This is a genomic window from Sphingomonas hengshuiensis (assembly GCF_000935025.1).
In the GTDB taxonomy this organism is placed as follows: Bacteria; Pseudomonadota; Alphaproteobacteria; order Sphingomonadales; family Sphingomonadaceae; genus Sphingomonas; species Sphingomonas hengshuiensis.
Genome location: NZ_CP010836.1, coordinates 1265672 through 1288318, shown reverse-complemented (window position 1 = coordinate 1288318; position 22647 = coordinate 1265672). Strand labels below are relative to the sequence as shown.

The following is a 22647-nucleotide window of genomic DNA, read 5'->3' as shown; positions in this document are numbered from 1 at the left end:
GTCGATCAACCCTTTGATCTTGCGCTGCGTATTGCGGTGAATTTGCCGTCCGGCCCGATGTCGTAGACGACGATGCTCTCGATGAAGATCGACTGGCCCTTCACCAGCGGACCGGCGATGAAGTCGGGCCAGTCGGCGAGCCCGTGAAACTCGGTGCTGACGATCGCCGCCAGCCCAGTTTCGTCGAGCACGATCTTCTCGATCGTCAGCGTCTCGCGCACCTTCGCGAACACGCCGGTGTAGAAATCGCGGATCGCCTGCTTGCCTACGAGCGTCTTCTTCTGCCCCAGTTGCAGCACGACATCCTCGGCATAAAAGGCCGTGAAGGCGTCGAAATCGCCGCGATTGAACGCGCCGATATAGTTTTCGGCCCACTCTTCCTTGGTCATGCGGCGTTCCTTTCGCGCGGGTCTTCGCGGGGCAGCGGGGCCAGGCCGAGGATCATGTCGCTCGCCTTTTCCGCGACCATGATCGTGGGCGCGTTGGTATTGCCGCCTGGCACCGTCGGCATGATCGAGGCGTCGACGACGCGCAGCCCCTCGATCCCGTGGACGCGCAGCTGCGGATCGACCACGCTCATCGGGTGATTGCCCATCGCGCAGGTGCCCACCGGATGCTGGGTAACCTGGGCGTGGTCGCGGATATGCGCGTCGAGCGCGTCATCGCTCTGGCGATCCTCCCCGGGCAGCAGCTCGTCGCCGGTGATCGCGCCCTGCGGCCCGCTGCGATAGATGCGCCGCGCCAGCCGGATGCCGTCGCGCGCGGTGCGCAAATCGGCGGGTTCGGCGAAATTGTTGAGCAGGATCGCGGGATGCGCACGCGGATCTGCGGATTTGAGCGTCAACCGCCCCCGGCTGTTGGGATGCAGCAGGATCACGTCGGCGGTGATCCGATCCTCCTGCCGGGGCTTGATGCCGGGAAACCATAGATGCGCGTCCATGCGGATCGGGTTCGCCCAGAGCTGGACGTCGGGCTGCGCCAGTTCGGGTCGCGTCCGCAGGATGATGTTGCAGCTGTTGACCTGGCTGGCAAAGGCGCCCTTCCCCGTCAGCCACCAGCGCGCGACCGACCGCACCGCGCGATCGGCGCGCAGCTCGTTCAGGAAGCTGATCGGCTGCTTAAGCCGGAAATGCACCGGCACCCGGGGATGTTCGGAAAGATTGCGACCGACGCCTTCGAGCACATGCACCGGCTGAATGCCGTGTTCGGCCAGTTGGTCGGCGGGGCCGACGCCCGACAGCATCAGCAGCTGCGGCGAGTTATAGGCGCCGCCCGACAGGATGACCTCGCGCTCGGCACGGGCGGTTTCAACTTGCCCGTCGCGCAGATACTCGACGCCAACCGCACGGCGCCCCTCGAAGACCACGCGATTGGCCTCGGCGCCCGTGATCACGGTGAGGTTCGGGCGCTTTAGCGCGGGGTCGAGATAGGCGCGCGCCGTGCTGGCGCGGCGGCCCTGTGCGTCGATGGTCAGCTCGCCGCGCGCGAAGCCCTCCTCGGCCTCGGCGTGGAGATCGGCTGTCGTGGGCAGGCCCATCGCCACCGCCGTATCCATCAGCTCGCGATGCAGCCGTCCGCGCGTGGCGACCGGCACCACCGAGATCGGGCCGTCGCCGCCATGCCAGGGCCCGGCGCCGTGCCAGCTCGTCTCCATCCGCTTGAAATAGGGCAGCACGTCCGAGAAGCCCCAGCCCTCGCAACCCATTTGCCGCCATGTGTCGAAATCGAGGCTGTGCCCGCGCATGAAGAACAGGCCATTGATCGACGACGACCCGCCCAGCACCCGCCCGCGCGGCAAGAAGATGCGCCGCCCGTTCAGATGCGGCTCGGGTTCCGACCAGAAGCTCCAGCGATAGCGCGGCTGCATCAACGCGCGCATGAACCCCAGCGGCATCGTCAGCAGGAATTTGCGGTGCGTGCCCCCTGCCTCCAGCAGCAGCACGCGGTTCGCGGGATCGGCGCTCAGCCGCGCGGCCAGCACGCATCCCGCCGAGCCTGCGCCGACGATGACATAATCCCAGCTCATGCGGCGCGCACCAGCGGCATCTTGCCCAGGATCATGTCGGCGGCCTTTTCCGCGATCATGATCGCGGGGGCATTGGTATTGCCGCCGACGATCGCCGGCATCACCGAGCAATCGGCGATGCGCAGCCCCGCGATGCCATGGACACGCAATTGGGGATCGACCACCGGGCCGATCGCGCAGGTGCTGGTCGGGTGCATCGCCGTGCCGATGACCTGGCGCACGAATGCATCGACCTCGGCATCGGTCTGTACCGCGCCGCCGGGCTGGACCTCCGCCTTGACCAGCGCCGCCGCCTCGGGCTGAGCGAACAGCGTGCGGACGAAGCGCACGATGCGGCGAAAGGCCGCGCGATCGCCCTCGGTCGCGAGCAGGTTGAAGCGGATCGCGGGTTTGTCGCGCGGATCGGGCGAGCGCAGCGTGACGCTGCCGGTACTCTCCGGGTGCAGGAGCACGCTGGCGACGGCGAGATAATCGCCGCGCCGCTTGCGCCAGCCGGGCATCCATACCTGCGCGTCCATTGCCACCGAACTGACGAGCATCTGGAGGTCGGGGCGCTCGAGCCCTTCGCGGGTGCGCACGAAGCCCTGCGCGCCGATCGGCATCTGCGTCAGCGGCCCGGTGCCCAGCAGGTGCCAGCGCGCCGCCGCGATCGCCATTTTGTCGAGGCGCAATTCGCGGTCGAAGGTGATCGGCCCCGAGGCTTCGTACAGCCCCCGGATCGAGGCGTGATCCTGGAGGTTCTGGCCGACTCCGGGGAGGTCGTGGACAACCGCGATGCCGAGATCGCGAAGCGCCTCCGCCGGGCCGATGCCCGAGAGCAGCAGCAATTGCGGCGTGTTGAACGTCCCCGCCGACAGGATCACCTCGCGATCCGCATGCGCGACATGCGATGTGCCTTCGCGGTCATAGGCGATGCCGACTGCGCGACCCTGCTCGACGATCACCCGCGTCGTCAGCGCCTGATCGACGACGGTGAGGTTGGGCCGCGCCATTGCGGGGCGCAGGAAGCGCGCGGCGCTGCTGCCCCGCCGCCCGCGATGCGTGGTGATGTCGACGCTGCTGAACCCCTCCTGCGTATCGCCATGGAAGTCGTCGAGTTCGGCAAATCCCATCCGCCCCGCCGCCGCGACGATCGCCGGATGGATGATCGGATGCGGCGCATTGCGATTGACGGTGAGTGGGCCGGAGCCGCCATGATGCACGCTCTCGCCGCGCCAATTGGCCTCCGACTTGCGGAAATAGGGCAGCACGTCCGCCCAGCTCCAGCCCTTAGCGCCGAGCTGCGCCCATTGATCGTAATCGGCGGGGGCGCCGCGCGAATACATCATCCCGTTGATGGAGCCCGACCCGCCGATCACCTTGCCGCGCGGCACCGGGATACGCCGGTTATCGGCGTACGGCTCAGGCTCGGACATATAGCCCCAGCCGATCGCGGGCGACAGCATCGCGCGGAACCACGCCAGCGGCATCTCGGTCAGGTGCCCCTTTTCGGAGCCCCCCGCCTCGATCAGCAGCACCCGGTTCGCGGGATCGGCGGACAAACGATCGGCAAGCACGCACCCGGACGAGCCGGCACCGACGATGATATAGTCATAGCGATCCGTCACGCATCAGGCTCCGAAACAACGGGCAATCGGGAGTGTCGCGTTCGCCCCACGCCTACATCAACTGGAAATAATGGATGCGGTTCGATCCCGGCAGCTTCTCCGCGACGCCGACGAAGACATAGCGGTTCAGCCATTCGTACGGGCCAGCCGGCGCGTCGAATCGCGGCGCCACGCGCATATAATATTCGTCATTCCCGACGGGCTCGTTGCGGCGCAGGCGCTCCATCGCATCCTCGCTGCCCCAGCGATAGCCACGGTTGTGGATCATCACATGGGCATCGCCGTCGAGCTCGAGCAGATATTTCGCATCGAAATCGAGAACGCCATCGGCGCGCACCAGCGGGAAATCGCCCCCGCTCATCGGCACGACGATGCCGTTGATCCTCCCCTCCACGGTCCCGCTCGTCGCATAGATCGCGGCGCGCGTCTGCCCGGTGTTCGACGGCGCGATATAGGTCGCCTTGCTCAGCTCGATCGCGATCGTGAACGCGTATTCGAAATTCGGATGAAACGGGTGCGGGGTGTCGGTCAAACCAGAACTCCGGCGTGCGACACCGGCCCCTCGCGCAGGAAGGGCCGGCATCAGGTTCAGAACGTCAGGCGGACGCCCGCGCGATACGAACGGCCCAGCACATCGTACAGCACGGGGTTGGTCGGCCCGAAGCTGGACGGCAGGTTGTTGGGGGGATCCTTGTCCAGCAGGTTGTTCACGACGGTAAACAGTTCGAACTGGGGGTTCACCTTCAACTGGAAGTTCAGGTTGACATAGGTGACCGCCGGCACGCGGTTGTTGCTGATCGAATTGGCCAGCAGCGGGCTGTAGCCCTCCTCGTCCGGGCCGATATTGGTGACCGAATAGCGCCCGCCCGAGATATGCCGGAGCTGGAGCTGCGCCGAGAACGGGTTGCCCTGATAGGTAAGGAAGCCGTTGATGGTGTAGTCGGGAAGCCCCGATGGCTGCGACACGCCCGATCCGTTCTGCCCGGCGCGATCGATCGCGACGCCGGCGGTATCGACGGTGATCAGATCCTTCACCACCGTCGCGAGCGCGCGGATGCCGATCGAATTGCCGTTGCCAAGCGGCAGATTATAGTCCGCCTCGATATCCCATCCGCGCGTGATCAGCGTGTTGAGGTTGAGGTTGGCGTTCAGGATGCGCGTCAGCGTCCCGCCACTGTCACGGGTGATGAGGCTGCACAGCGCCGTATCCCCGGTGTTGCAACGATTGACGATCACCTGCGCGCCCAGCGTGCTGATCGCCCCCGCCAGATTGATGTCGAACCAGTCGAGCGAGGCGCGGAAGGTGCCCGCACTGCCCATGCGCGCGGTAATGACGCCGCCCGCCGTCCAGGTATCGGCGACTTCGGGCTGCAACGTCGCATTGCCCTGTAGCAGGGTCGGCACCAGCACCCGCGCACCGCCATTCCGGGGATCATCGACAGTCTGGAACGAGTTTTGCGGCGAGGTGAACAGCTCGAACAAGTTCGGCGCCCGGATATCGCGCGAACGCGTGCCGCGGAAGCGCAGGAAATCGGTCGGTTCCCAATTGACGCCGACCTTCCAGGTTTCGACCTGGCCGCTGTTGCTGTAATCGGTAACGCGCGCCGCACCGTTCAATTCCAGGCTCCGCAGCAGGGTCATGTCGCGGGCGAGCGGTATGGCGACTTCGACAAAGCCTTCCTTGACGTCAAGACTGCGGGTGCCGCCGTCAATGCCGCCGCCCGGGCTCGTGAAGAAGTTGTTCGCCGCTGAAATTGCGTCGATCGTCGTCGAAACCCCGTCGCGGCGATATTCGCCGCCCACGGCGAAGGCGATCGGCCCCGCCCAAAGCTCGACCAGGTTGCCGCGCAACGTCAGCGCGGCGACATGCTGGTCGAGGACGGTGTCCTGCATCACCGTTTCGGTCACATAATCGCGCGCCGCCGCCGACGAGGCGCCATTGCCGAACGGATTGAGCGGTACGCAGCCCGCAGCCGCGGCGTTGAAGCTGGCGCCGGGCAGCGTCGCCCGGCACACGATGTTGCCCGATCCATCGCGCACGGCATCGACTGCGAAGCCCATCCGCGAATTGACCGTCGTATTATACCCGCGCTGCGAATAATCGGTGCGGCCATATTGATAATAGCCGTCGATCGTCAGCCCCGCGCCGATGCCATATTCGAAGCCGCCGACGAAGCGATAGGTTTCGCGCGTGACCTCGCCCAGCTGCGGCCCGATATCGTTCCAGATGCGGCCGAACGCCAATGTCTGCACGCCAGCGGTCACCATCTGGCTGACCACCGATGCGGGCAGGAAGGCATTGTCGCGCCGGATCTGATAGGCGCCGGCGGGCGAGATGTCGCGACGTGCCGACCCCTGCACTTCGCCATGCACGCGCCCGTAGGAGCCCTGGGCAAAGACCTTGAAATTGTCGGCCAGTTCGTAATCGAGATTGCTGAACACGTTGATGCGCTCGGCGGGCGCGGCGATGGGGAAATATTCGTAGAACGCCAGCTGCGAATCGCCGCCGCCGCTCTGGAACAGGCCGGCCCCGCCATAGGTGCCGTAATTATGCGCGAACGTCGTGCCATTGGCATTGAACGACGTGCCGCGCAGCGGGCCCGAGATCACCAGGCCGTTGAGCGATGCCGTGGCGGTGCGCGCATTGGGCAGGATCAGCGTGGCCGCCTGGCCGGCGATCACGCGCTCGGTCGTGCTGCCCGCGCGGAACGGATTGCTGACCGTGTTGTAGCTCTCCGCACACCATTTGCGCGTGTAGCAGTCGCCGGTGCCGCGATTGTCGACATATTCGGCGCCGATGATGAACCGCCCGCGATCGCCGGCAAAGCGCGTGCCATAGGCGAGCGACCCCATGAACTCGGCGCCGTCGCCGCGTTCGGTGATGCCATATTGCGCGGTGGCTTTCAGGCCGATCAGGTTGCGGTTGATGATCAGGTTGACCACGCCCCCGACGGCGTCCGATCCATAGGCGGCCGATGCGCCCCCGGTCACCACTTCGACCCGCTCGAGCAGCGAGGCGGGGACCAGATTGAGGTCGACGGTGTTGGCGGGCGTGAACGAGCCGCCCGACACCGTCGACGCCACGACGCGGCGTCCGTCGACCAGCACCAATGTACGGTTGCCGCCCAGCCCGCGAAGATCGGCCGTGGCGGCGCCCAGATTGCTCACGAAGATCGCCGAGGTCGTCGGCGAGCTTTGGGCGCGGAATGCCGGGATTTCGGCGAGCACCTGTGCGACGTTGGCGACACCCTGCCGCTCCATCTGCTCGGCGCCGAGCACGGTGACCGGCGTCGGCGCAGTAAAGCCCGACCGGGCGAGCCGCGAACCGGTGACGACGATCGCATCGGTTTCGTCGCGGGTCTGGTCCGCGGCGACGTCCTGCGAAGGGTATGCCTGCTCGACGACCGGCGTCGCAGCCGGCACATCCTGCTGCTGGGCGGAGGCGGCGCCCGCCGCCATCACTGCCGTGATTGCTGCCAGGCTTGCGCCCAGACGGAACCGCGCTGTGGCGTAGACTCGAATGGAATGGTGCATTGCCTTCCTCCCCTGTGAACCCGGTTCCCGGGTTTCATTGATTACTCAATCATTCAATGATTACTCAATGACACAGTCGGAGCCAAGAAGAAAGACGCGAAACATGACGAATGCTTGCTCGGGTCGCGCGAGCGCGCGGATCGAGTGCGGGCGGCGCGAAAACCGTGGACCAGGCCGCAATGCCGCGCGCGGGGCAGATGCCGCGCCGTGCAGCGTCGCGCGGGATCACTCGACACCCCGCGTTGCAGCGTTTGACTTTTTTCATTGATTCGTCAACGGTACCCGGGTCACGACATCGGGCCGACAGCACCGGCGTCGGGCGTGCAGGAGATGGAGAGGCATGACGACGTTCCGAGTCCAGGATTTCATCGACGGCCAGCAATCGCGCTCGATCCATTTCCGGATCCTGGCGATCTGCACCTTCGTGATGTTCGTCGACGGCTTCGACATTTTCCTGGTCGGCAAGATCGCACCCGCCATCGCCCGCGGCCTGGGCGAGGCGCCCGCAGCCATGACGCTGGTCTTCTTCCTTCAGCAGATCGGGCTGGCGATCGGGGCTTTCGTCGCGCCCCCGCTCGCCGATCGCTATGGCCGCAAGCGGATGCTGGTGGCGTGTTCGCTGGCGTTCGGCGTGCTCACGCTGGTGGCGAGCATGGCGACGACGATCACCGAATTCGCGATTATCCGCGGCCTCTCCGGCATCTTCCTGTCCGGCGGCCTGCCGATGGCGATATCGCTGCTGGCCGAGCATTCCCCGCGCGCGCGCCGCGGCGTTTTCATATCGATCGCCTTCGCAGGATATAGCGCGGGCGGCGCCGCGGGTGGCGCTGCCGCCGCATGGCTGATCGACGCCTATGGCTGGCAGAGCGGGTTCTGGCTGGGCGGCGTGATGCCGCTCCTGGGCGCGCTCGTGATGCTGCTGGCGCTTCCCGAATCGGTCCAGTTCCTCGCGAGTCGCAACCCCGCCGACCGCCGCATCGCGCCGATCCTGCGGCGCCTTGCCCCGGGCATCGAGCTGACCGGGCACGAAGTCTTCGTCGCCGCCGATGGCTCGTCCAACGCGCAGAAAGCGCGGCTGCTCGACATTTTCCGCGGCGGGCGGGCGCGCGCGACGGCGGTGCTGTGGATGGCATGCGTGCTGTCGATGGGGACGATCGCGCTGATGGCGGCATGGCTCCCCACCTTCTTCCAGGAAATGGCGGGCATTCCGATCCAGCGCTTTGCGGTGCTCGCGATGCTCGGATTCTTCGGCGGGCTCGTCGGCACGCTGACGATGGGGTGGCTATTCGACCGTATTCGCGCGTCGCGGCTGATCCCCGCTTATTATTTCGGGCTTGCGGGGATGATCCTGATGCTGTCGATCGTCCCGTTCGAGGCCCCGTTCTTCCTGGGCGCGCTGTTGGCCTATAATTTCTTCCAGACCGGCGGGCAGACCGGGCTCAACACGATGATGACCCGCATCTATCCCGCCAGCATGCGCAGCACCGGGCTGGGCTGGGCGGGCGGCATGGGGCGGATCGGTGGCGTGATCCTGCCGCTGTTCGGCGGGCTGGCGCTCGCCTCGCACTTCTCGCTCCAGACGACGCTGACGATCATTGCGGTGCTGCCGCTGACCGTGGGCCTGCTGGTGCTGATGATCCCCGATCTCGCGCGTGCCGAGCCTGTTTCGCAGCCCAAGCCGGCGACCGCCTGACCCCCTTCGTTTTTTGAGGAGTACCAATGTCCATCGCCGACCCAATGCTGGAACTGCGCTACGAACACGCCTTCGACGTCCGGATGAATTTCGACAAAAGATGGGCCACCGGGGCAATCCATCCGAACGGGCCCAACCATGGCTATACCTCGCTCGACATCGGATCGACGGTATCGGGGCCGCTGCTGAACGGGATGCTGGTCGATCATAGCGGCGCCGACTGGCCGGTGATCCGCACCGACGGCGTCGTCGAGCTGAACGCGCATTACATGATCCAGGCCGATGACGGCGCGCTGATCTATATCCGCAACATGGGCTATGTGCACGGGCCGCTGCGCACCCCCGACCAGGGGCCCGACGAAGAACCCGCGATCGGACGCTATTTCCGCTGCACCCCCTATTTCCGGGCACCTGCGGGAAAGCATGAATGGATGAACCGCACCGTCATCGTCGGCGTCGGCAAGCGCGTTCCCAAGCTAACCGAAGACGACGAACCCGATCACTCGATCGTGCGCTATTACGCGATCCGCTGAGCGGAGGTCTGGTGATGCGCCTCACGGCGCATGGCGCGTCATTTCTCGACCAGCTTGCCCAGTTTCTTACCGATCTGGGCAAGCAGCCGGTCGAGCGTCTCGCGGTCCTCAGCCGGCATGTCCTCGGTCAGGCCGCGGTGAAAGCCCGCTCGGATCGGGAGCAGCCGTTCATATTCGGCCTGCCCCTTCGGCGTGACGAACAGGATCGGCGCGCGGCGATCGGCGGGGTTGTCGCGTCGCGTCACCAGCCCGCGATCCTCCAGCGTGCTGGCCGCGCGGCTGACTTCGGCGCGATCGACCCACGCCATCTGCGCGACCTGTCGCACCGTCGCACCGTCGATCGGCGCCAGCCGACTGAGCACACGCCACTCCGCGAACGTAAGGTCGCAGTGATCGGCCAGCATCCGCAGCGTCACGCGGTCGATCGCCTTCGCCAGCAAGGTGAGCCGGAACGTGGGGAAGTCGAGCCCCGTATAGGTCCAGCCGCGCAGCGTCTCCTCGGCTTCCGGATCGCGATGGCCGCTCTGCTCCTGCGCAGGGGCCGCTGTCTCTTGTCTTACGCTCGTCATCGACCGTGCGTTATCGCGTTTTTCGGGCGCCCGCCAGCCAGCGGATTAGAAGCTGTTTGGAAATGCGCTGCGGCGCATTTCGCGCGGCACCAGCCCGCTCCCCCGCCCGGCCACCCGACGACAATATTCTAGGGGTGGCCGGGCGGGGGAGCGGGCTGGTGCCGCCTGAAATTCGCTCTTTCGCGAATTTTCAAACAAGCGCTTAGCGCTATGGCTTGCGGCGCCCCTCCGCGTCGAAGAATCGCGGCAAACCATCGGCGCCGCCGCGACCGACGCGGATGTGCGAGATCAATCCGTCGCGCAGTTCGTAATGGACGAACACGCGCAGTTCGATGAACTCGCCTTTCGAGAGCGCGCCGACGACGAAATCGGGGGCATCGGTAACCGCCGTGAAGCGCGCGGTGGCATCAAGCGCGATGGTGCGGTCGTCCGCCAGCACCGAATGCACGGTCAGGCTTTCGCGCACGCTTGCGAACATGGCGCGGTAGAATCCGGTGATCCCGTCCTTGCCGTGAATCGGCGGCACCGAGCCGAGCTCGAGCACGACATCGTCGGTGTAGAAGCGCGCGAATCGATCGAAATCGGCGTTGCTGAACGCCGCGCAATAGGCGTGGAATGCCGCGACCTGGCTGGGATGCCCGCCCAGCTTCGGAAGCCGGGAAACGCCCTTGCCCGGCGGCCAGGTCATCGATTTGAGCGCGACGACCTTGTCGTTCTCGATTTTGTAGCTGACCAGGAATTTGACCGTGACGCTGTCACCGGGCTCCAGATCGCCGAACGGGAAGTCGCGCCGCGGGCGGGTCGCGTGGAAATCCATGTCGATCTCGGCAAGGATCAGGTCTTCGCGTTGCAGGACATTCTGCACCCGCGGCACTTCGCGCACGCCGTCATGCGCCCAGGCCAGGAACTTGCGCAACTCGGCCTTGCCGTGATGCTCGCGGGTGCCGCCGGTGAAGACCACATCGTCTGCAAAATAGCGCTCAACCAGAAGGTCGTCGTCGCCGGTGCAGAAGGTCGCGATATAGGCCGAATAGTCGAGCATCTCTCTCCAATCCTTGTCCGCTGGCCCGCGACCGCGCGGCAACAGGCTGTTTTCTCGACAGGGTTTCAACACGGGTACGGAAATTTTCGCCTGGACGCAATGGAACGTTGACTTATCAATGATCCCCGCGCATCCCTCGCCCACGACTGAAAGCTCAGCCCGTTTCGACCCATCCGCTGCATCAAGGATGCCCGATGACCTACCCCGATTTGTACATGATGATCGACGGCGAGCGTGTTGCCGGCGGCGGGCGACGGACGCACGCCGTCGTCAATCCCGCCACCGGCGCGACGCTTGCCGAACTGCCCCTCGCCGATGCCGCCGACCTCGACCGCGCGCTGGAGACGGCGCAGCGCGGCTTCCGGCTGTGGCGCAACTCGACGCCGCAGCAGCGCGCCGCGGTGCTCTCCGGAGCCGCGCGGCTGATGCAGGAGCGGATCGAGACGCTCGCCCGCGTCGCGACGCTGGAAGAGGGCAAGACGCTCGCCGAATCGCGCATCGAAGTGATGATGAACATCGGCCTGTTCAACTTCTATGCCGGCGAAGTCTTCCGCATCTATGGCCGCGCGCTGGTGCGCCCGGTCGGACAGCGATCGACGGTCGTCAAGGAGCCGGTCGGCCCGGTCGCGGCCTTTGCGCCGTGGAATTTCCCGCTGGGCAATCCGGGGCGCAAGCTGGGCGCGCCGATCGCCGCAGGGTGTTCGGTCATCCTCAAGGCCGCCGAGGAGACGCCGGCATCGGCGCTGGGCGTGCTGCAATGCCTGTTGGACGCCGGGCTGCCCAAGGAAGTCGCGCAGGCGGTGTTCGGCGTGCCGGACGAGGTTTCGCGCCACCTGCTCGGCTCGCCGATCATCCGCAAGCTGAGCTTCACCGGTTCGACGGTGGTCGGCAAGCATCTGGTGAAACTCGCCGCGGAGGATTGCAAGCGGACCACGATGGAACTGGGCGGGCACGGCCCGGTGCTGGTGTTCGACGACGCCGATATCGACAAGGCGCTCGACACGATGGTCGCCAGCAAGTTCCGCAACGCGGGCCAGGTCTGCGTTTCGCCGACGCGCTTCATCGTGCAGGAGGATGTCTATGACGCCTTCCGCACAGGCTTTGCCGAACGCGCCTCGGCGATCGTCGTCGGCGACGGAATGGAAGCGAGCTCGGGCATGGGGCCGATGGCCAATCCGCGCCGCCCCGATGCGATGGAGCGGCTGATCGCCGACGCCCGCGACAAGGGCGCGACGCTGCACACCGGCGGCGAGCGGATCGGCAATCGCGGCTATTTCTACAAGCCCAGCGTGCTTTCCGACGTGCCGATCGATGCCGCGATGCTCAACGAGGAGCCGTTCGGCCCGGTCGCGATCATCAATCCCTATGCCAACGAAGAGGCGATGATCGCCGAGGCCAACCGCCTGCCCTATGGCCTCGCCGCCTATGCCTGGACGCGCGACGCGCAGCGCCAGCGCCGCATCGGGCGCGAGATCGAGAGCGGGATGATCGGCATCAACACGACCATGATCGGCGGCGCCGACAGCCCGTTCGGGGGCATGAAATGGTCGGGCCATGGCTCCGAGGATGGTCCCGAGGGCATCGATGCGTGCCTGGTCACCAAAGCAATACACGAGGGTTGAGCGACATGAGCCATGAACTGAAGACCGGCGGCGACCGCGGCTATCTGCGCATCGCGACCGAAGAGGCCTTCGCGACGCGCGAGCAGATCGACGTCTACCTCCGGATGGTGAAGGACGGCACCGCCGACAAGGGGATGGAATCGCTCTGGGGCTTCTACGCCACCTCGCCCTCCGAGCGCGCGACGCTGATCATCGATCGCCTGCTCGACCTGGGCGAGCGGCGGCTGGCGGACATGGACGCGACCGGAATCGACGTGGCGATCCTGTCGCTGACCTCGCCCGGCGTGCAGCCGCTGCTCGACACCGAGGAGGCCAAGGCGATGGTCGCGCGCGCCAACGACTTTCTCGCCGAACGGTGCCAGGCGCATCCGACGCGCTTCGTCGGCATGACCTCGATCGCGCCGCAGGACCCCGAATGGTCGGCGGCCGAAATCCGGCGCGGGGCCAACGAACTCGGCTTTCGCGGCGTGATGGTCAACAGCCATACCCAGGGCCATTATCTCGACGAAGCGCAGTTCGACCCGATCTTCCGCGCGCTCGCCGACACCGGCCAGCCGCTCTACATCCACCCGCAGACGCTGCCCGATTCGATGATCGGCGGCATGATCGAGGCCGGACTGGACGGCGCGATCTTCGGGTTCGGGGTGGAGACCGGGATGCACCTGCTCCGGCTGATCACCACCGGCATCTTCGATCGCTATCCCGACCTGCAGATCGCGGTCGGCCATGGCGGCGAGGCGATCCCCTATTGGCTGTACCGCATCGATTACATGCACAAGGCCGGCGTCCGCTCGCAGCGCTATGAGCGATTCAAGCCGCTGAAGAAGGACTTCTTCGCCTGTCTGCGCGAGAATGTGCTGGCGACGACCAGCGGCCTGCCCTTCCCGCCCGCGATCAAGCTGATGCAGGAAGTGATGGGTGAGGATCGCGTGATGTATGCGATGGATTATCCGTATGAATATGTCGCCGACGAAGTCCGCGCCTGCGACCTGCTCGACATTTCCGACACGGCCAAGAAGAAGCTGATGCAGACCAACGCCGAACGCGTGTTCAAGCTGTGAAGGCGCGCGCGGCGATCGTCCCTGGTGCCTGGTACGCGCTGGCGATCGTCGCCGCGACGCAGATGGTCAGCCTGCTCGATCGCAATATCCTTGCGATCCTGGCCCCGTCGATAAAGGCCGACCTGCATATCGGCGATGCCGAGATGGGGCTGCTGTACGGCACGGTGTTCGCGCTCTTCTATGCGCTGTTCTCGTTGCCGCTCGGGCGGCTTGCCGATGGCTGGGTGCGTACCCGGCTGCTCGCCCTGTCGATCCTGTTCTGGTCGATCGCCACGGGCACGGCGGCGTTTGCAGGGGGCTTCCTGTTGCTCGCACTGTCGCGGCTGGGAGTCGGCATCGGCGAGGCTGCGGCGCAGCCGGCGGGCACCAGCCTGCTCTATGATTATTTCCCCCGGCAGCGGCGCGGGCTGGTGATGGCGGTGATGTCGGCGGCGATCGCGCTGGGGCTCGGCGCATCGCTGGTGCTGGGCGGGGTGGCGGCCGAATATTGGGATCGCCACCATGCCGCGGGCACCGCGCCTTTGGGGCTGGCGGGATGGCAGTTCGCCTTTCTGGTCGCGGCGCTGCCCGGGCTGCTGATCTCGGCGGCGATGTGGCGGCTGCGCGAACCCGCGCGCGGCGGCAGCGACGGCATCGCAACGCCCGCCGACCCCGCCCCCTTCCGCGCCAGCCTGGGCGTGCTCACGGCGGTCACGCCGGGTGCGAACTGGATCACGCTCGCGCGGGCAGGCGCCCCGGCGCGGAGCTGGGCGATCAACCTGGGGATGCTCGCGCTGATCGTGCTCGGCACGCTGGCGGCGATTGCCGGGGCCGAGCGGCTGGCGCCTCGCCCGCCGCTGGTGCTGGGCGGCATCGCGGTGAGCGCGCATGTGCTGCAATGGTGCGTGACAGGGCTGGGCGTGTTCGTCGTCACCAATCTGGTCCAGACGCTCGCGCGGACCGATCGCCCCGCCTATGCCGTGATCGCGACGAGTCCGTCGGTGCTGCTGTGCATCGCCGTGGGCACGCTTCAGAGCGTGATCAACTATGGCGTGATGGGCTTCACCCCGTCGTTCCTGATGAAAACCTATGGCCTGTCGCCCAGCGTCACCGGGCTCCAGTTCGGGCTGGTCGCCACGCTGCTGGGCGTGGTCGGCCCGCTGATCGCCGGGCCATTGTCGGACCGGGTGAGCTTCGGGAGTCCGCGCGGGCGGGTGGCGGTTACGCTGGCCTCGCTCGTCATCGCGCCGCTGCTCGCGCCGTGGGTCTATGCGGCGGGCGACGTCGGCAGCTTCTACATCCGCTTCGCGCTGTACAGCGTGATCGTGACGATGTGGATGCCACCGCTGTTCGCGACGCTGTACGACCTGGTGCTGCCCCGCATGCGCGGGATCACCGCCAGCCTGTACATCATCGTCTCGACGATCTTCGGGCTCGGCATCGGGCCCTATGTCGTCGGGCTGATCAGCGACGCGCATGGCGGCGACCTGCGCCATGCGATCGTGTCGATCAACTGGGTGGCGCCGGTGATGGTCGCACTGCTCGTCGTCCTGCTGCTGCGCGTCAACCGCGATCAGGCCGCGATGCTCGATCGCGCCCGCGCCGCCGGCGAACCGGTGTGACGCCCCCGATCAGGTGACGCGCCACACCCAAAGCCGGATGGCATTGGCATAGCGCGCGCCGGTGCAGACGAACACGCTGCGGTTCAGCCAGTCATATTTGCCGATTGGCGCGATGAATTCGGGGATGGTGCGGAAATAATAGTCGGCGGGATCGACCTCCTCGCCGCGCGCCAGCCGCTGCATCACTTCGGCGGGGCCGTGGCGCAGCCCGCGATTGCGGATCTGGATCACCACCCCGTCGTCGGTTTCCATCGCATAGGTCGCGTCGGCGACGGTCACCCCGTCGGATCGGGTGACCTGCCAGTCGGCACCCGATCCGATCAATTTCCCCCGAATACGCGGCCCCTCGACCGGCCCCGAAAAGATCGGGATGATCCGCCGCGTGCCGTCCGGGGTATCGCCGATCGCGATCGGCGCCCCCAGCGCGCCGCCCGCCTCGTACACGAATTCGAGGCCGGGGCGGATCGACTCGCTCATGCCGCGATCCCCATATCGGCGGCGTTCGCCCAATTGCCGTGCAGCCCGAACCGCAGCCGGACGGGAATGCGGACTTCGGCGATCGGCCCCTTCTCGATCTCGGTCGCGTCGAACAGCAGCAGGTCGGAGCGATGCTCCTCCAGCCGGTTGCACACCTGGATGATCCAGCCATCACCCTCCGCCGCATCGGCGCTGCGCGGGATGAAGCACGGCTCCTGGAGCGAGGAGACCGGCCCGCACCACCATTTCTGCTCGCGCCCGGTCTCATGGTCGATCATGCCGAGCGTATTCATGATCAGCCCGCCCGCGCTGCCGCCCTTCAGCTCTACCGGCTTCTCGCCATCGACGACCAGCATCCAGCCATAGCGATAGGGCAGCCCCGCGCAGCGATCGTCGATGCGCGGAAACTCGCCGAACATGCCGCTCAGCTGCGTGACGCTCTCAAAGGCATCGGAGTTTGACGCCATGTCGACCGTCCAGCGCGTCAGATAGCTCATCCCCTCGACCGGGTTGAACGGCGCGCCGTCGATATCGGGGAAGAAGGGGAACATGTTGTTCTTCGCCTCGGGCGTGTCGAAATGGATTTTGCTGCCCTCCTGAAAGGCGTTCATCACATGGCTGGCGAAGCAATTCTCGCGCTTGAACCAGCGAATATCCGCCTCGGTCACGCCGGGGCGGCGCGGGAGCACGCCCAGATAGACCGGGAGGCTGGTGTCGAACCCGAAATGCGGAAGCCCCTTTTCGAGCCGCTCCCAGTTCGACGTGCTGGGGACGACGTGGAACAGCGCGTAATCGGGGGTGATCGCGAAATCGTGCATCATCGCGTAATAAGGAAGCTTGAACCACACCTCCTGCTTCAGCTCCCCCTCGGGCGAGACGACATAATAGGTCATGTCCAGCGTCAGCACGCCCTTCGCCGCATAGCCGCACGCGATCATGTCGCCGGTCAGCGGATCGATCTTGGGGTGCGCCGTGAAGGTCTGCCCGGTCATCGCGCCGTTGAACCAGGTATAGCCGTCGGTCTCCAGCGTCACCGGGTCCATCACCAGCGCCGGGCTGTCTTCCTTCAGCGCATAGAGGCGGCCGCCATGGATGAAGGCGTTGGTGTTCGCGGTGCCGCGAATCTTGCCCTTGACGCTCTCGTCATCGGTCAGCGGATTGCGATAGGCCCCGAACAAAGCCTTGCCCGCCGCCTTTTCCAGCTTCCACTTGTCGGTCTGCGCCCAGCGCTGTTTGAAGTCGACCTGGCCGTCATGGATGCGGAACATGGTGATCATGCCGTCGCCGTTGAACGCGATGTCGTCGCCCAGCCGCGGCGCGAACTGCGGATCGGGCTGAACACGATAGAAGGCGCCGTTGAGTTCGGGCGGGATCGCGCCCTTCACATCGAGGTCGAGGATGTCAGCCTCGACACGCGACGGGGTGTTGAAACCTGTGAACGACGGCGAATCGGGAAACTGAGCCATGGTGCATCCTCTCGCTTTTTTAGTTGCGGAGAATGTATGCAAGGCAAACAATTCAGGCAAGCACGCTTAGCACGCCGCGCAAGCTTTTCGAGAGGTCCGCGACTGTCGGTCTGGGCACAAAGAAAAAACCCCGCCGCGCGTTGGACGCGAGCGGGGTTCGCCTTGGTGCGCCGTCGACTCAGCGCGCGGTAAACTGGACGTTCGCGAGACGGCTCAACCCGGTACGCGCCACCGCGTGCGATCCGGCGACGCGCTCTGCGGGAAGGTCCATCAGCACGTCGTCCTGCGCCAGTACCTGGCTGTAGAGCGCGCGGGCCTGCGCGGCACGACCGGTCTTTGCATAGACCGCGGCCAGATTGAGCAACAGCTCCGGTCGGTTCGGGTAGATCCGAAGCTCCGCGCCCAGCGCCTTTTCAGCGGTGGCATAGTCGCCGCTGACGATCTGGGTGGTGGCAAGGGCGCGGTCCTGCGCGGCAGCCGGCTGAACCAGCGCGGCAAGCGGAACGGCGGCGAGAATGAACAACGCGGCGCGCATCAGCAACTCTCCATGTTACGTCACGGATACAGTTCCGTGACTCTTACATGACTATTGTATGACACTTTCGTTGCACCTTCACAAGCGCGCACAAAAAAAAGAGGCGACCCGAAGGCCGCCTCTCTTTCATCCATCCGAGGGTGCGCCGAAGCGCGTCCGATCAGAAGTCGTTGCGATACTGCTCGTTGCCGACGAAGCCGAGCTTCGTGACGTTCGCGCGCTTGATGATCGCAAGCACGTGATCGACAACCTCGTAGCGCGCCTGCGGATCCGGCTGGAAGTGGAGTTCCGGCTCTGGATCGCGCTGGAGCGACGCATCGAGATACTGGCGCAGCGTGACATCGTCGATCTGGACACTGTTCCAGAAGATGTTGCCGTTCGCGTCGATATAGACCTTGTTCTTCTCAGGCTCGACCGGGCTCTGCGGAGCGCCGTTGCTCTGCGGAAGATCGACCTTCACCGCATGGGTCTGGATCGGGATGGTAATAATGAACATGATGAGGAGCACGAGCATGACGTCAATCAACGGCGTCGTGTTCAGGTCCATCATCGGTTGGTCGTCGTCGCGACCCGCAGCCATTGCCATTTAGCGTAACTCCTTAAACGGTGCGCGTCACAGCCGGACCGTGCTTGCGCCCGGTTCCGGCTCCGAGATGAAGCCGACCTTGACGAAGCCCGCCATCTGCATGGTGTAGATCGTCCCGCCGATGCAGCGATACGGCGTGTTGACGTCGCCGCGGATATGCACCTCGGGAAGCTCCAGGCCAGCCGCAGTCGGGCCACCCTGGCGCTCGATCTCCGCCTTCAGCTTGGCAACGCCACGGTCGAGCAGTTCGGTGCGGTTCACTCGGGTCATGCCCCAATAGACTTCGCATCCGTCCGGCCCGCCCTTGATCGAGAGCGAGACGTTCTCGGGCTTGGTCGTGGTCACTTCGAACTGCACCTTGGGAAGCGCCAGATCGATCGTCTGGATCACCACCGGAACGGCGATCAGGAAGATGATCAGGAGCACCAACATCACGTCCACCATGGGCGTGGTGTTGATGTCCGACATCGGTGCGTCTTCGCCTTTATCGCCTACGCTCATCGCCATTGGGCGCTATCCTATCCTTCGTAAATCGCCACCGGCGCGAGGCCGGAGACTGGGTCGCGCGCACCGGCGCGCGACCCTGTAGGTTCATTGCTCAGGCGCGGGTCTGCACACCACCGGCCTGGCCGGCAGTCGTGGTCGGCGCAGCCGGCTTCACCGGAGCCTTCTTGGCAACGGCCGGGCGCACGCGGCCGTCCGAAGCGAGATAGCCCAGCACGTCGTTCGAGAAGGCGTTCAGCGCTTCTGCGATCGACTTGTTGCGGCGCTGCAGGAAGTTGAAGGCGAGCACGGCGGGAACCGCGACGACCAGACCCAGTGCGGTCATGATCAGTGCTTCACCGACCGGGCCTGCAACGGCGTCGATCGAAGCCTGGCCCGACGAGCCGATCTTGATCAGCGCGCGGTAGATACCGATAACCGTACCGAACAGACCGATGAACGGCGAGGTCGCGCCGACCGTGGCGAGGAACGCCAGACCGCCACCGAGTGCCGAGTTGATCGTGCCTTCCGAACGCGCGAGCGAGCTGTGCAGCCAGTCATGCGCTTCGACGGGATCGGTCAGTTCCTTGTACTGCTCCTGCGCCGTCAGGCCGTCGTCGACGATCTGGCGGTATGCCGAGTTCTTCTCAAGCTTCGCTGCGCCCTCGCGCAGGCTGTTCGAGCTCCAGAACTGCGCGCGCATGCGCTTGCCCTGGTTGATGATCTTCTGCTGCTCGAACAGCTTGGTGAACAGGATATAGAGCGAGACGAACAGCATGAGCACCAGGATGGTGAACACGCTCTGCGAAATCAGGCCGCCTTCCTTGAGCGCCTGCGTGAGGCCGTACGGGTTTTCCGCCTGGGGCGCCGCAGCGGCGAGAATGGTCGTGAGCATTGTCGGTTCTTTCCTCTAGATAGATAGCGTTCCACACCCCGGAGCGCCGCACCGGCGCCCCGGCCACTCAATCAGTTCTTCGGCAGCTCCCAGCGGAAGCGATTCGAATAGGTCGCGGGAATCTTGTTCCCCGACGCATCCTCGGCGGCCGAGAAGCGGGCACGACGCCTGAGCAGCGAGCATGCGGTGCTGTCGAGCACCGACGAGCCGCTCGACGCGGTGACCTGGCAATCGACCACCTTGCCCGTAGCGTCCACCGACAGACGGAAGCCCGTCGTACCCTGCTGTTCCGCACGGATGGCGGCAGCCGGATAATCGTCGTTGGTCACCCAGCTGCCCGGAGGCGTGCGGGGCTTCAGACCCTTCGCGATCCGCGGCGGCGCCGGCGGAGCCGGTGGCGCTGGCGGCGCCGGAGGCGCCGGTGGCGTCAACGGCGGTGGCGGCGGGATGATTTGAGTGGTCGCCATCGGAGGCGACGGCACCTGCACCTGAACCTGGGCAGGCGGCGTAACCACCTGCGTCGGCGGCGGCGGCACTGGCGTGTCCGGCGGCGGCGGCGGCGGGGGTACCTCCTCGGGTGGGGGCGGCGGCTCATCGACCTCGAAGGTCTTCAGCTCCTCCGCCTTCTTCTTGATATACTGGTATGCCAGACCTGTGACGAAGGCATATCCCATGCCAGCCACGATCACTGCGACCATGATGATCGCAACGAAGCGGCTGCCACTTACATTCCGGTCAGCGTAAGCCATTCGGCAACGTCACTCCTCTTATCATGCTTGCGACCCTGGGCATCGGTTGATCCGCGCACAAATCCGCCCGCCGTGCGCTCTGTGCGTCCGTTCGGCAGAGCGCGAGTCTCTATCGTGGGGACCAAGGGTACGCAAACGCTTTGTCGGACAATCCGGGCCTAGCGTCGCAGCATGACTGAATTATTTCTATATCCGGGCGCAGCGATCCGGTAACGTCCGGCCATGATCCGCATCCCTTTTATCGCCTTTTGTTGCGCGCTGCCGCTTGTTGCAACTGCAACTGCACCGCAAGAAACCGCGCAAATCCAAGCATCAGCGCCCAGCGTTTTACCTCCCTATGTCACCATCGCGCGGCAGGTGGTGGGCGCCCCGTTGGTAATCGACGCAAAAATTCGCAGCGCCGTGCGAATCAAGGGCGCCGAGGCCGCCGATGTCGCTCCCGGGCGGGCCCGATTCTATATCGAAGCCGATGTTCTGGGGCTGATTCGCGGTGCCTCGGCGATTCCCACCAGGGTCGGCTATGTCGCCGATGTGCCGCTGTCCGCCCGCGGCAAGGAGCCCAAGCTGAAGAAGCAGCGTGTACTGTTGTTCGCGAGGCCGGTTGCGGGGCGCGCGGACCAGCTCCAGCTCATCGATCTCGATAGCCAGCGCCTCTATCTGCCCGAACTCGACGCGATGGTCCGCGGTGTTATCAAGGCAGTATTAGCGCCCGACGCACCGCCCGCCATCACCGGAGTCGGCAACGCCTTCCACGTGCCCGGATCCCTCCCGGGCGAAGGGGAAACCCAGGTTTTCCTGCAGACCAGCACCAATGCCCCGGTCTCGCTGCAGATCCTGCGCCGCCCCGGCGAACAGCCGCGCTGGTCTGTTTCATTGGGAGACATTGTGGACGATTCGGCGGGCCCGCCTGCCCCAGACACGCTGCTTTGGTATCGTCTGGTTTGCGGGCTTCCGCGCGCGCTGCCGCCGTCGAGCGTCGCCTCGGACGACCCCGCCAACGCCGCGATCGCGCGCGAAGATTATGCGATGGTGCTAAATCAGCTCGGCCGTTGCGCCTGATGCAACGACATCGTCTTCGCGACGAAAACCGGCCCCGCCAGCGTGCGAATCAGCGCCGGTTGCGCACCATCGTGATGCCGATCGATTCGCCATTCTGGGAAATTGCGAGCTTGACGATTCGCACCTCGACTCGGCGGACGCGGCGGTCCGACACGAACAGCGTGTCGCAGATATGTTCGGCGACCGCCTCGATCAGCGTGAAATGGACGCCCTGCGGAAGCGCGGTGGTCGCCGCGTGTTTTAGGTCGATATAGCTTTTCGACGCGCTGAGCGGCGTATCCGGATCGAACCGCTCGGGCATGTCGAGGTCGACCATGAGCGAGATTCGCAACGGCTGCGGCAGGTGCGTTTCTTCGGAATAGATACCGGTGAGGACGTCTACTTCCAGGTCGCAGACCTGGAGCTGGAGCAGATCGGGCAAGTACGGGCCTTTCGAATTTGGCCGCGCAATAGCAGATGCGGCGGCAGGCGAAACCCTTGGCGCCTGCGGGAAACGCTTGCGTCGGTGCGCGCCGGCGCTAAAGCGCGCGTCCCCCGCCGCGTGACGGGGCGATGCGAAGGATGAAGAGGTGTTTGCACTGGTGCCGCTCGATACCGTCGACCCCCAGGCCGTCGAGGCGTTGCTCGACCACGCTTTCGGGGCGGATCGACGCGCGCGCACCGCCTATCGCATCCGCGCCGGGGCGGCACCGGTCGCCACGCTGAGCTTCGCCGCGCTGGACGACGAAGGCGAACTGGCGGGCACGATCCAGTGCTGGCCCGTGGCGCTGGCCTGCGACGAGGGAGGCCGCATTCCGATGGTGATGGTCGGGCCGGTCGCAGTCGAGCCCGAGCGCCAGCAGGCGGGCATCGGCCGCGCGCTGATGGAACGGATGCTGGAGGCCGTGCCCGGGAGCACCGTCGAGGGCAGCGACGCGCTGATGCTGATCGGCGATCCCGAATATTATGGTCGGTTCTTCGGCTTCACCGCCGAGCGCACGGGCGGCTGGCGGCTCCCCGGTCCGTTCGAGCCGCGGCGGCTGCTCGCGCGCGGGTCCGGTGTCCCGGCATGCGCCGGCATGCTCGAGTCGCGGGTGCGCGCGGCAGCCTGACCTCGACGAATCTCCGGG

At 65.7% G+C, this 22647-nt stretch carries 22 protein-coding genes; 7 read left to right on the top strand and 15 right to left on the bottom strand.

Going from position 1 to position 22647, the window contains the following annotated elements; all coding sequences use genetic code 11:
• Positions 1 to 5 precede the first annotated feature (5 nt).
• From TS85_RS05650 to TS85_RS05630, 5 genes are read right to left on the bottom strand one after another with little or no spacing between them, the layout of a single operon-like run.
• On the bottom strand, positions 6 to 389 hold the full coding sequence (locus TS85_RS05650) for a YybH family protein (protein WP_044330921.1): 384 nt from the start codon (positions 387 to 389) through the stop codon (positions 6 to 8).
• Complete coding sequence (locus tag TS85_RS05645; protein WP_044330919.1) at positions 386 to 2026, bottom strand: GMC family oxidoreductase; 1641 nt, start codon at positions 2024 to 2026, stop codon at positions 386 to 388. The genes TS85_RS05650 and TS85_RS05645 overlap by 4 nt, the downstream gene beginning before the upstream one ends.
• Positions 2023 to 3633: a GMC family oxidoreductase gene (locus TS85_RS05640; RefSeq protein ID WP_044330918.1), complete on the bottom strand. Its 1611-nt coding sequence runs from the start codon at positions 3631 to 3633 to the stop codon at positions 2023 to 2025. The genes TS85_RS05645 and TS85_RS05640 overlap by 4 nt, the downstream gene beginning before the upstream one ends.
• A gap of 52 nt (positions 3634 to 3685) precedes the next feature.
• Positions 3686 to 4165 carry a DUF3237 family protein gene (locus TS85_RS05635; RefSeq protein WP_052507768.1) on the bottom strand — a complete coding sequence of 160 codons (480 nt, stop codon included), beginning with the start codon at positions 4163 to 4165 and terminating at the stop codon, positions 3686 to 3688.
• Positions 4166 to 4221: 56 nt separating this feature from the next.
• Positions 4222 to 7167, bottom strand: coding sequence for a TonB-dependent receptor plug domain-containing protein (locus TS85_RS05630; RefSeq protein ID WP_077228483.1), 2946 nt, complete (start codon positions 7165 to 7167; stop codon positions 4222 to 4224).
• Between the two features lie 340 nt (positions 7168 to 7507).
• On the opposite strand from TS85_RS05630, the gene TS85_RS05625 reads away from it, so the two are divergent.
• Positions 7508 to 8860 (top strand): MFS transporter, encoded by a 1353-nt coding sequence (locus TS85_RS05625; protein ID WP_052507766.1) that lies wholly within the window; start codon positions 7508 to 7510, stop codon positions 8858 to 8860.
• A gap of 26 nt (positions 8861 to 8886) precedes the next feature.
• Positions 8887 to 9393, top strand: a complete 507-nt coding sequence (locus TS85_RS05620) for a DUF3237 domain-containing protein (RefSeq protein ID WP_077228482.1) — start codon at positions 8887 to 8889, stop codon at positions 9391 to 9393.
• A gap of 38 nt (positions 9394 to 9431) precedes the next feature.
• On the opposite strand, the gene TS85_RS05615 is transcribed toward TS85_RS05620, so the two are convergent.
• Complete coding sequence (locus tag TS85_RS05615; protein WP_044330917.1) at positions 9432 to 9962, bottom strand: MarR family winged helix-turn-helix transcriptional regulator; 531 nt, start codon at positions 9960 to 9962, stop codon at positions 9432 to 9434.
• Between the two features lie 208 nt (positions 9963 to 10170).
• Positions 10171 to 11004, bottom strand: a complete 834-nt coding sequence (locus TS85_RS05610; RefSeq protein ID WP_044330916.1) for a nuclear transport factor 2 family protein — start codon at positions 11002 to 11004, stop codon at positions 10171 to 10173.
• 194 nt (positions 11005 to 11198) lie between these two features.
• On the opposite strand from TS85_RS05610, the gene TS85_RS05605 reads away from it, so the two are divergent.
• From TS85_RS05605 to TS85_RS05595, 3 genes are read left to right on the top strand one after another with little or no spacing between them, the layout of a single operon-like run.
• A complete protein-coding gene (locus tag TS85_RS05605) occupies positions 11199 to 12626 on the top strand; it encodes an NAD-dependent succinate-semialdehyde dehydrogenase (RefSeq protein WP_044330915.1) in 1428 nt (475 codons plus the stop codon).
• Positions 12627 to 12631: 5 nt separating this feature from the next.
• Positions 12632 to 13687, top strand: a complete 1056-nt coding sequence (locus TS85_RS05600; RefSeq protein ID WP_044335929.1) for an amidohydrolase family protein — start codon at positions 12632 to 12634, stop codon at positions 13685 to 13687.
• Positions 13684 to 15288: an MFS transporter gene (locus TS85_RS05595; protein WP_044330914.1), complete on the top strand. Its 1605-nt coding sequence runs from the start codon at positions 13684 to 13686 to the stop codon at positions 15286 to 15288. Before TS85_RS05600 ends, TS85_RS05595 begins: the two co-directional genes overlap by 4 nt.
• 9 nt (positions 15289 to 15297) lie before the next feature.
• On the opposite strand, the gene TS85_RS05590 is transcribed toward TS85_RS05595, so the two are convergent.
• The 7 genes from TS85_RS05590 to TS85_RS05560 form a co-directional block, all read right to left on the bottom strand.
• The gene (locus tag TS85_RS05590) at positions 15298 to 15765 is read right to left on the bottom strand and encodes a DUF3237 domain-containing protein (RefSeq protein ID WP_044330913.1); all 468 of its coding nucleotides are present in this window, start codon (positions 15763 to 15765) and stop codon (positions 15298 to 15300) included.
• Positions 15762 to 17231, bottom strand: coding sequence for a carotenoid oxygenase family protein (locus TS85_RS05585; protein ID WP_044330912.1), 1470 nt, complete (start codon positions 17229 to 17231; stop codon positions 15762 to 15764). The genes TS85_RS05590 and TS85_RS05585 overlap by 4 nt, the downstream gene beginning before the upstream one ends.
• Before the next feature lie 178 nt (positions 17232 to 17409).
• Entirely contained in the window at positions 17410 to 17766 is a 357-nt protein-coding gene (locus tag TS85_RS05580; protein WP_044330911.1) for a tetratricopeptide repeat protein, read from the bottom strand.
• Positions 17767 to 17926: 160 nt separating this feature from the next.
• Positions 17927 to 18352, bottom strand: coding sequence for an ExbD/TolR family protein (locus tag TS85_RS05575; protein WP_044330909.1), 426 nt, complete (start codon positions 18350 to 18352; stop codon positions 17927 to 17929).
• A 27-nt stretch (positions 18353 to 18379) separates the two neighbouring features.
• Positions 18380 to 18859 (bottom strand): ExbD/TolR family protein, encoded by a 480-nt coding sequence (locus TS85_RS05570; protein WP_044330908.1) that lies wholly within the window; start codon positions 18857 to 18859, stop codon positions 18380 to 18382.
• A gap of 91 nt (positions 18860 to 18950) precedes the next feature.
• On the bottom strand, positions 18951 to 19730 hold the full coding sequence (locus TS85_RS05565) for a MotA/TolQ/ExbB proton channel family protein (protein WP_044330907.1): 780 nt from the start codon (positions 19728 to 19730) through the stop codon (positions 18951 to 18953).
• A 71-nt stretch (positions 19731 to 19801) separates the two neighbouring features.
• Complete coding sequence (locus TS85_RS05560; RefSeq protein ID WP_044330906.1) at positions 19802 to 20479, bottom strand: energy transducer TonB; 678 nt, start codon at positions 20477 to 20479, stop codon at positions 19802 to 19804.
• A 222-nt stretch (positions 20480 to 20701) separates the two neighbouring features.
• Between TS85_RS05560 and TS85_RS05555 the strand changes: the two genes are divergently transcribed.
• Positions 20702 to 21538, top strand: coding sequence for a hypothetical protein (locus TS85_RS05555; protein WP_227698690.1), 837 nt, complete (start codon positions 20702 to 20704; stop codon positions 21536 to 21538).
• A 49-nt stretch (positions 21539 to 21587) separates the two neighbouring features.
• Here TS85_RS05555 and TS85_RS05550 read toward each other — a convergent pair whose 3' ends face one another.
• A complete protein-coding gene (locus TS85_RS05550; protein ID WP_044330905.1) occupies positions 21588 to 21959 on the bottom strand; it encodes a dihydroneopterin aldolase in 372 nt (123 codons plus the stop codon).
• A 148-nt stretch (positions 21960 to 22107) separates the two neighbouring features.
• Here TS85_RS05550 and TS85_RS05545 point away from each other — a divergent pair, with 148 nt between their 5' ends.
• Positions 22108 to 22629 (top strand): GNAT family N-acetyltransferase, encoded by a 522-nt coding sequence (locus TS85_RS05545; protein WP_044330904.1) that lies wholly within the window; start codon positions 22108 to 22110, stop codon positions 22627 to 22629.
• Positions 22630 to 22647 lie beyond the last annotated feature (18 nt).

Excerpts from the sequence above, each read along its gene's own strand:
- TS85_RS05590 (WP_044330913.1), bottom strand. The coding sequence starts at position 15,765 with ATGAGCGAGTCGATCCGCCCCGGCCTCGAATTCGTGTACGAGGCGGGC.
- TS85_RS05565 (WP_044330907.1), bottom strand. The coding sequence starts at position 19,730 with ATGCTCACGACCATTCTCGCCGCTGCGGCGCCCCAGGCGGAAAACCCG.
- TS85_RS05650 (WP_044330921.1), bottom strand. The coding sequence starts at position 389 with ATGACCAAGGAAGAGTGGGCCGAAAACTATATCGGCGCGTTCAATCGC.
- TS85_RS05645 (WP_044330919.1), bottom strand. The coding sequence starts at position 2,026 with ATGAGCTGGGATTATGTCATCGTCGGCGCAGGCTCGGCGGGATGCGTG.
- TS85_RS05575 (WP_044330909.1), bottom strand. The coding sequence starts at position 18,352 with ATGGCAATGGCTGCGGGTCGCGACGACGACCAACCGATGATGGACCTG.
- TS85_RS05570 (WP_044330908.1), bottom strand. The coding sequence starts at position 18,859 with ATGGCGATGAGCGTAGGCGATAAAGGCGAAGACGCACCGATGTCGGAC.
- TS85_RS05560 (WP_044330906.1), bottom strand. The coding sequence starts at position 20,479 with ATGGCTTACGCTGACCGGAATGTAAGTGGCAGCCGCTTCGTTGCGATC.
- TS85_RS05620 (WP_077228482.1), top strand. The coding sequence starts at position 8,887 with ATGTCCATCGCCGACCCAATGCTGGAACTGCGCTACGAACACGCCTTC.
- TS85_RS05630 (WP_077228483.1), bottom strand. The coding sequence starts at position 7,167 with ATGCACCATTCCATTCGAGTCTACGCCACAGCGCGGTTCCGTCTGGGC.
- TS85_RS05580 (WP_044330911.1), bottom strand. The coding sequence starts at position 17,766 with ATGCGCGCCGCGTTGTTCATTCTCGCCGCCGTTCCGCTTGCCGCGCTG.
- TS85_RS05585 (WP_044330912.1), bottom strand. The coding sequence starts at position 17,231 with ATGGCTCAGTTTCCCGATTCGCCGTCGTTCACAGGTTTCAACACCCCG.
- TS85_RS05555 (WP_227698690.1), top strand. The coding sequence starts at position 20,702 with ATGATCCGCATCCCTTTTATCGCCTTTTGTTGCGCGCTGCCGCTTGTT.
- TS85_RS05615 (WP_044330917.1), bottom strand. The coding sequence starts at position 9,962 with ATGACGAGCGTAAGACAAGAGACAGCGGCCCCTGCGCAGGAGCAGAGC.
- TS85_RS05625 (WP_052507766.1), top strand. The coding sequence starts at position 7,508 with ATGACGACGTTCCGAGTCCAGGATTTCATCGACGGCCAGCAATCGCGC.
- TS85_RS05610 (WP_044330916.1), bottom strand. The coding sequence starts at position 11,004 with ATGCTCGACTATTCGGCCTATATCGCGACCTTCTGCACCGGCGACGAC.
- TS85_RS05605 (WP_044330915.1), top strand. The coding sequence starts at position 11,199 with ATGACCTACCCCGATTTGTACATGATGATCGACGGCGAGCGTGTTGCC.
- TS85_RS05600 (WP_044335929.1), top strand. The coding sequence starts at position 12,632 with ATGAGCCATGAACTGAAGACCGGCGGCGACCGCGGCTATCTGCGCATC.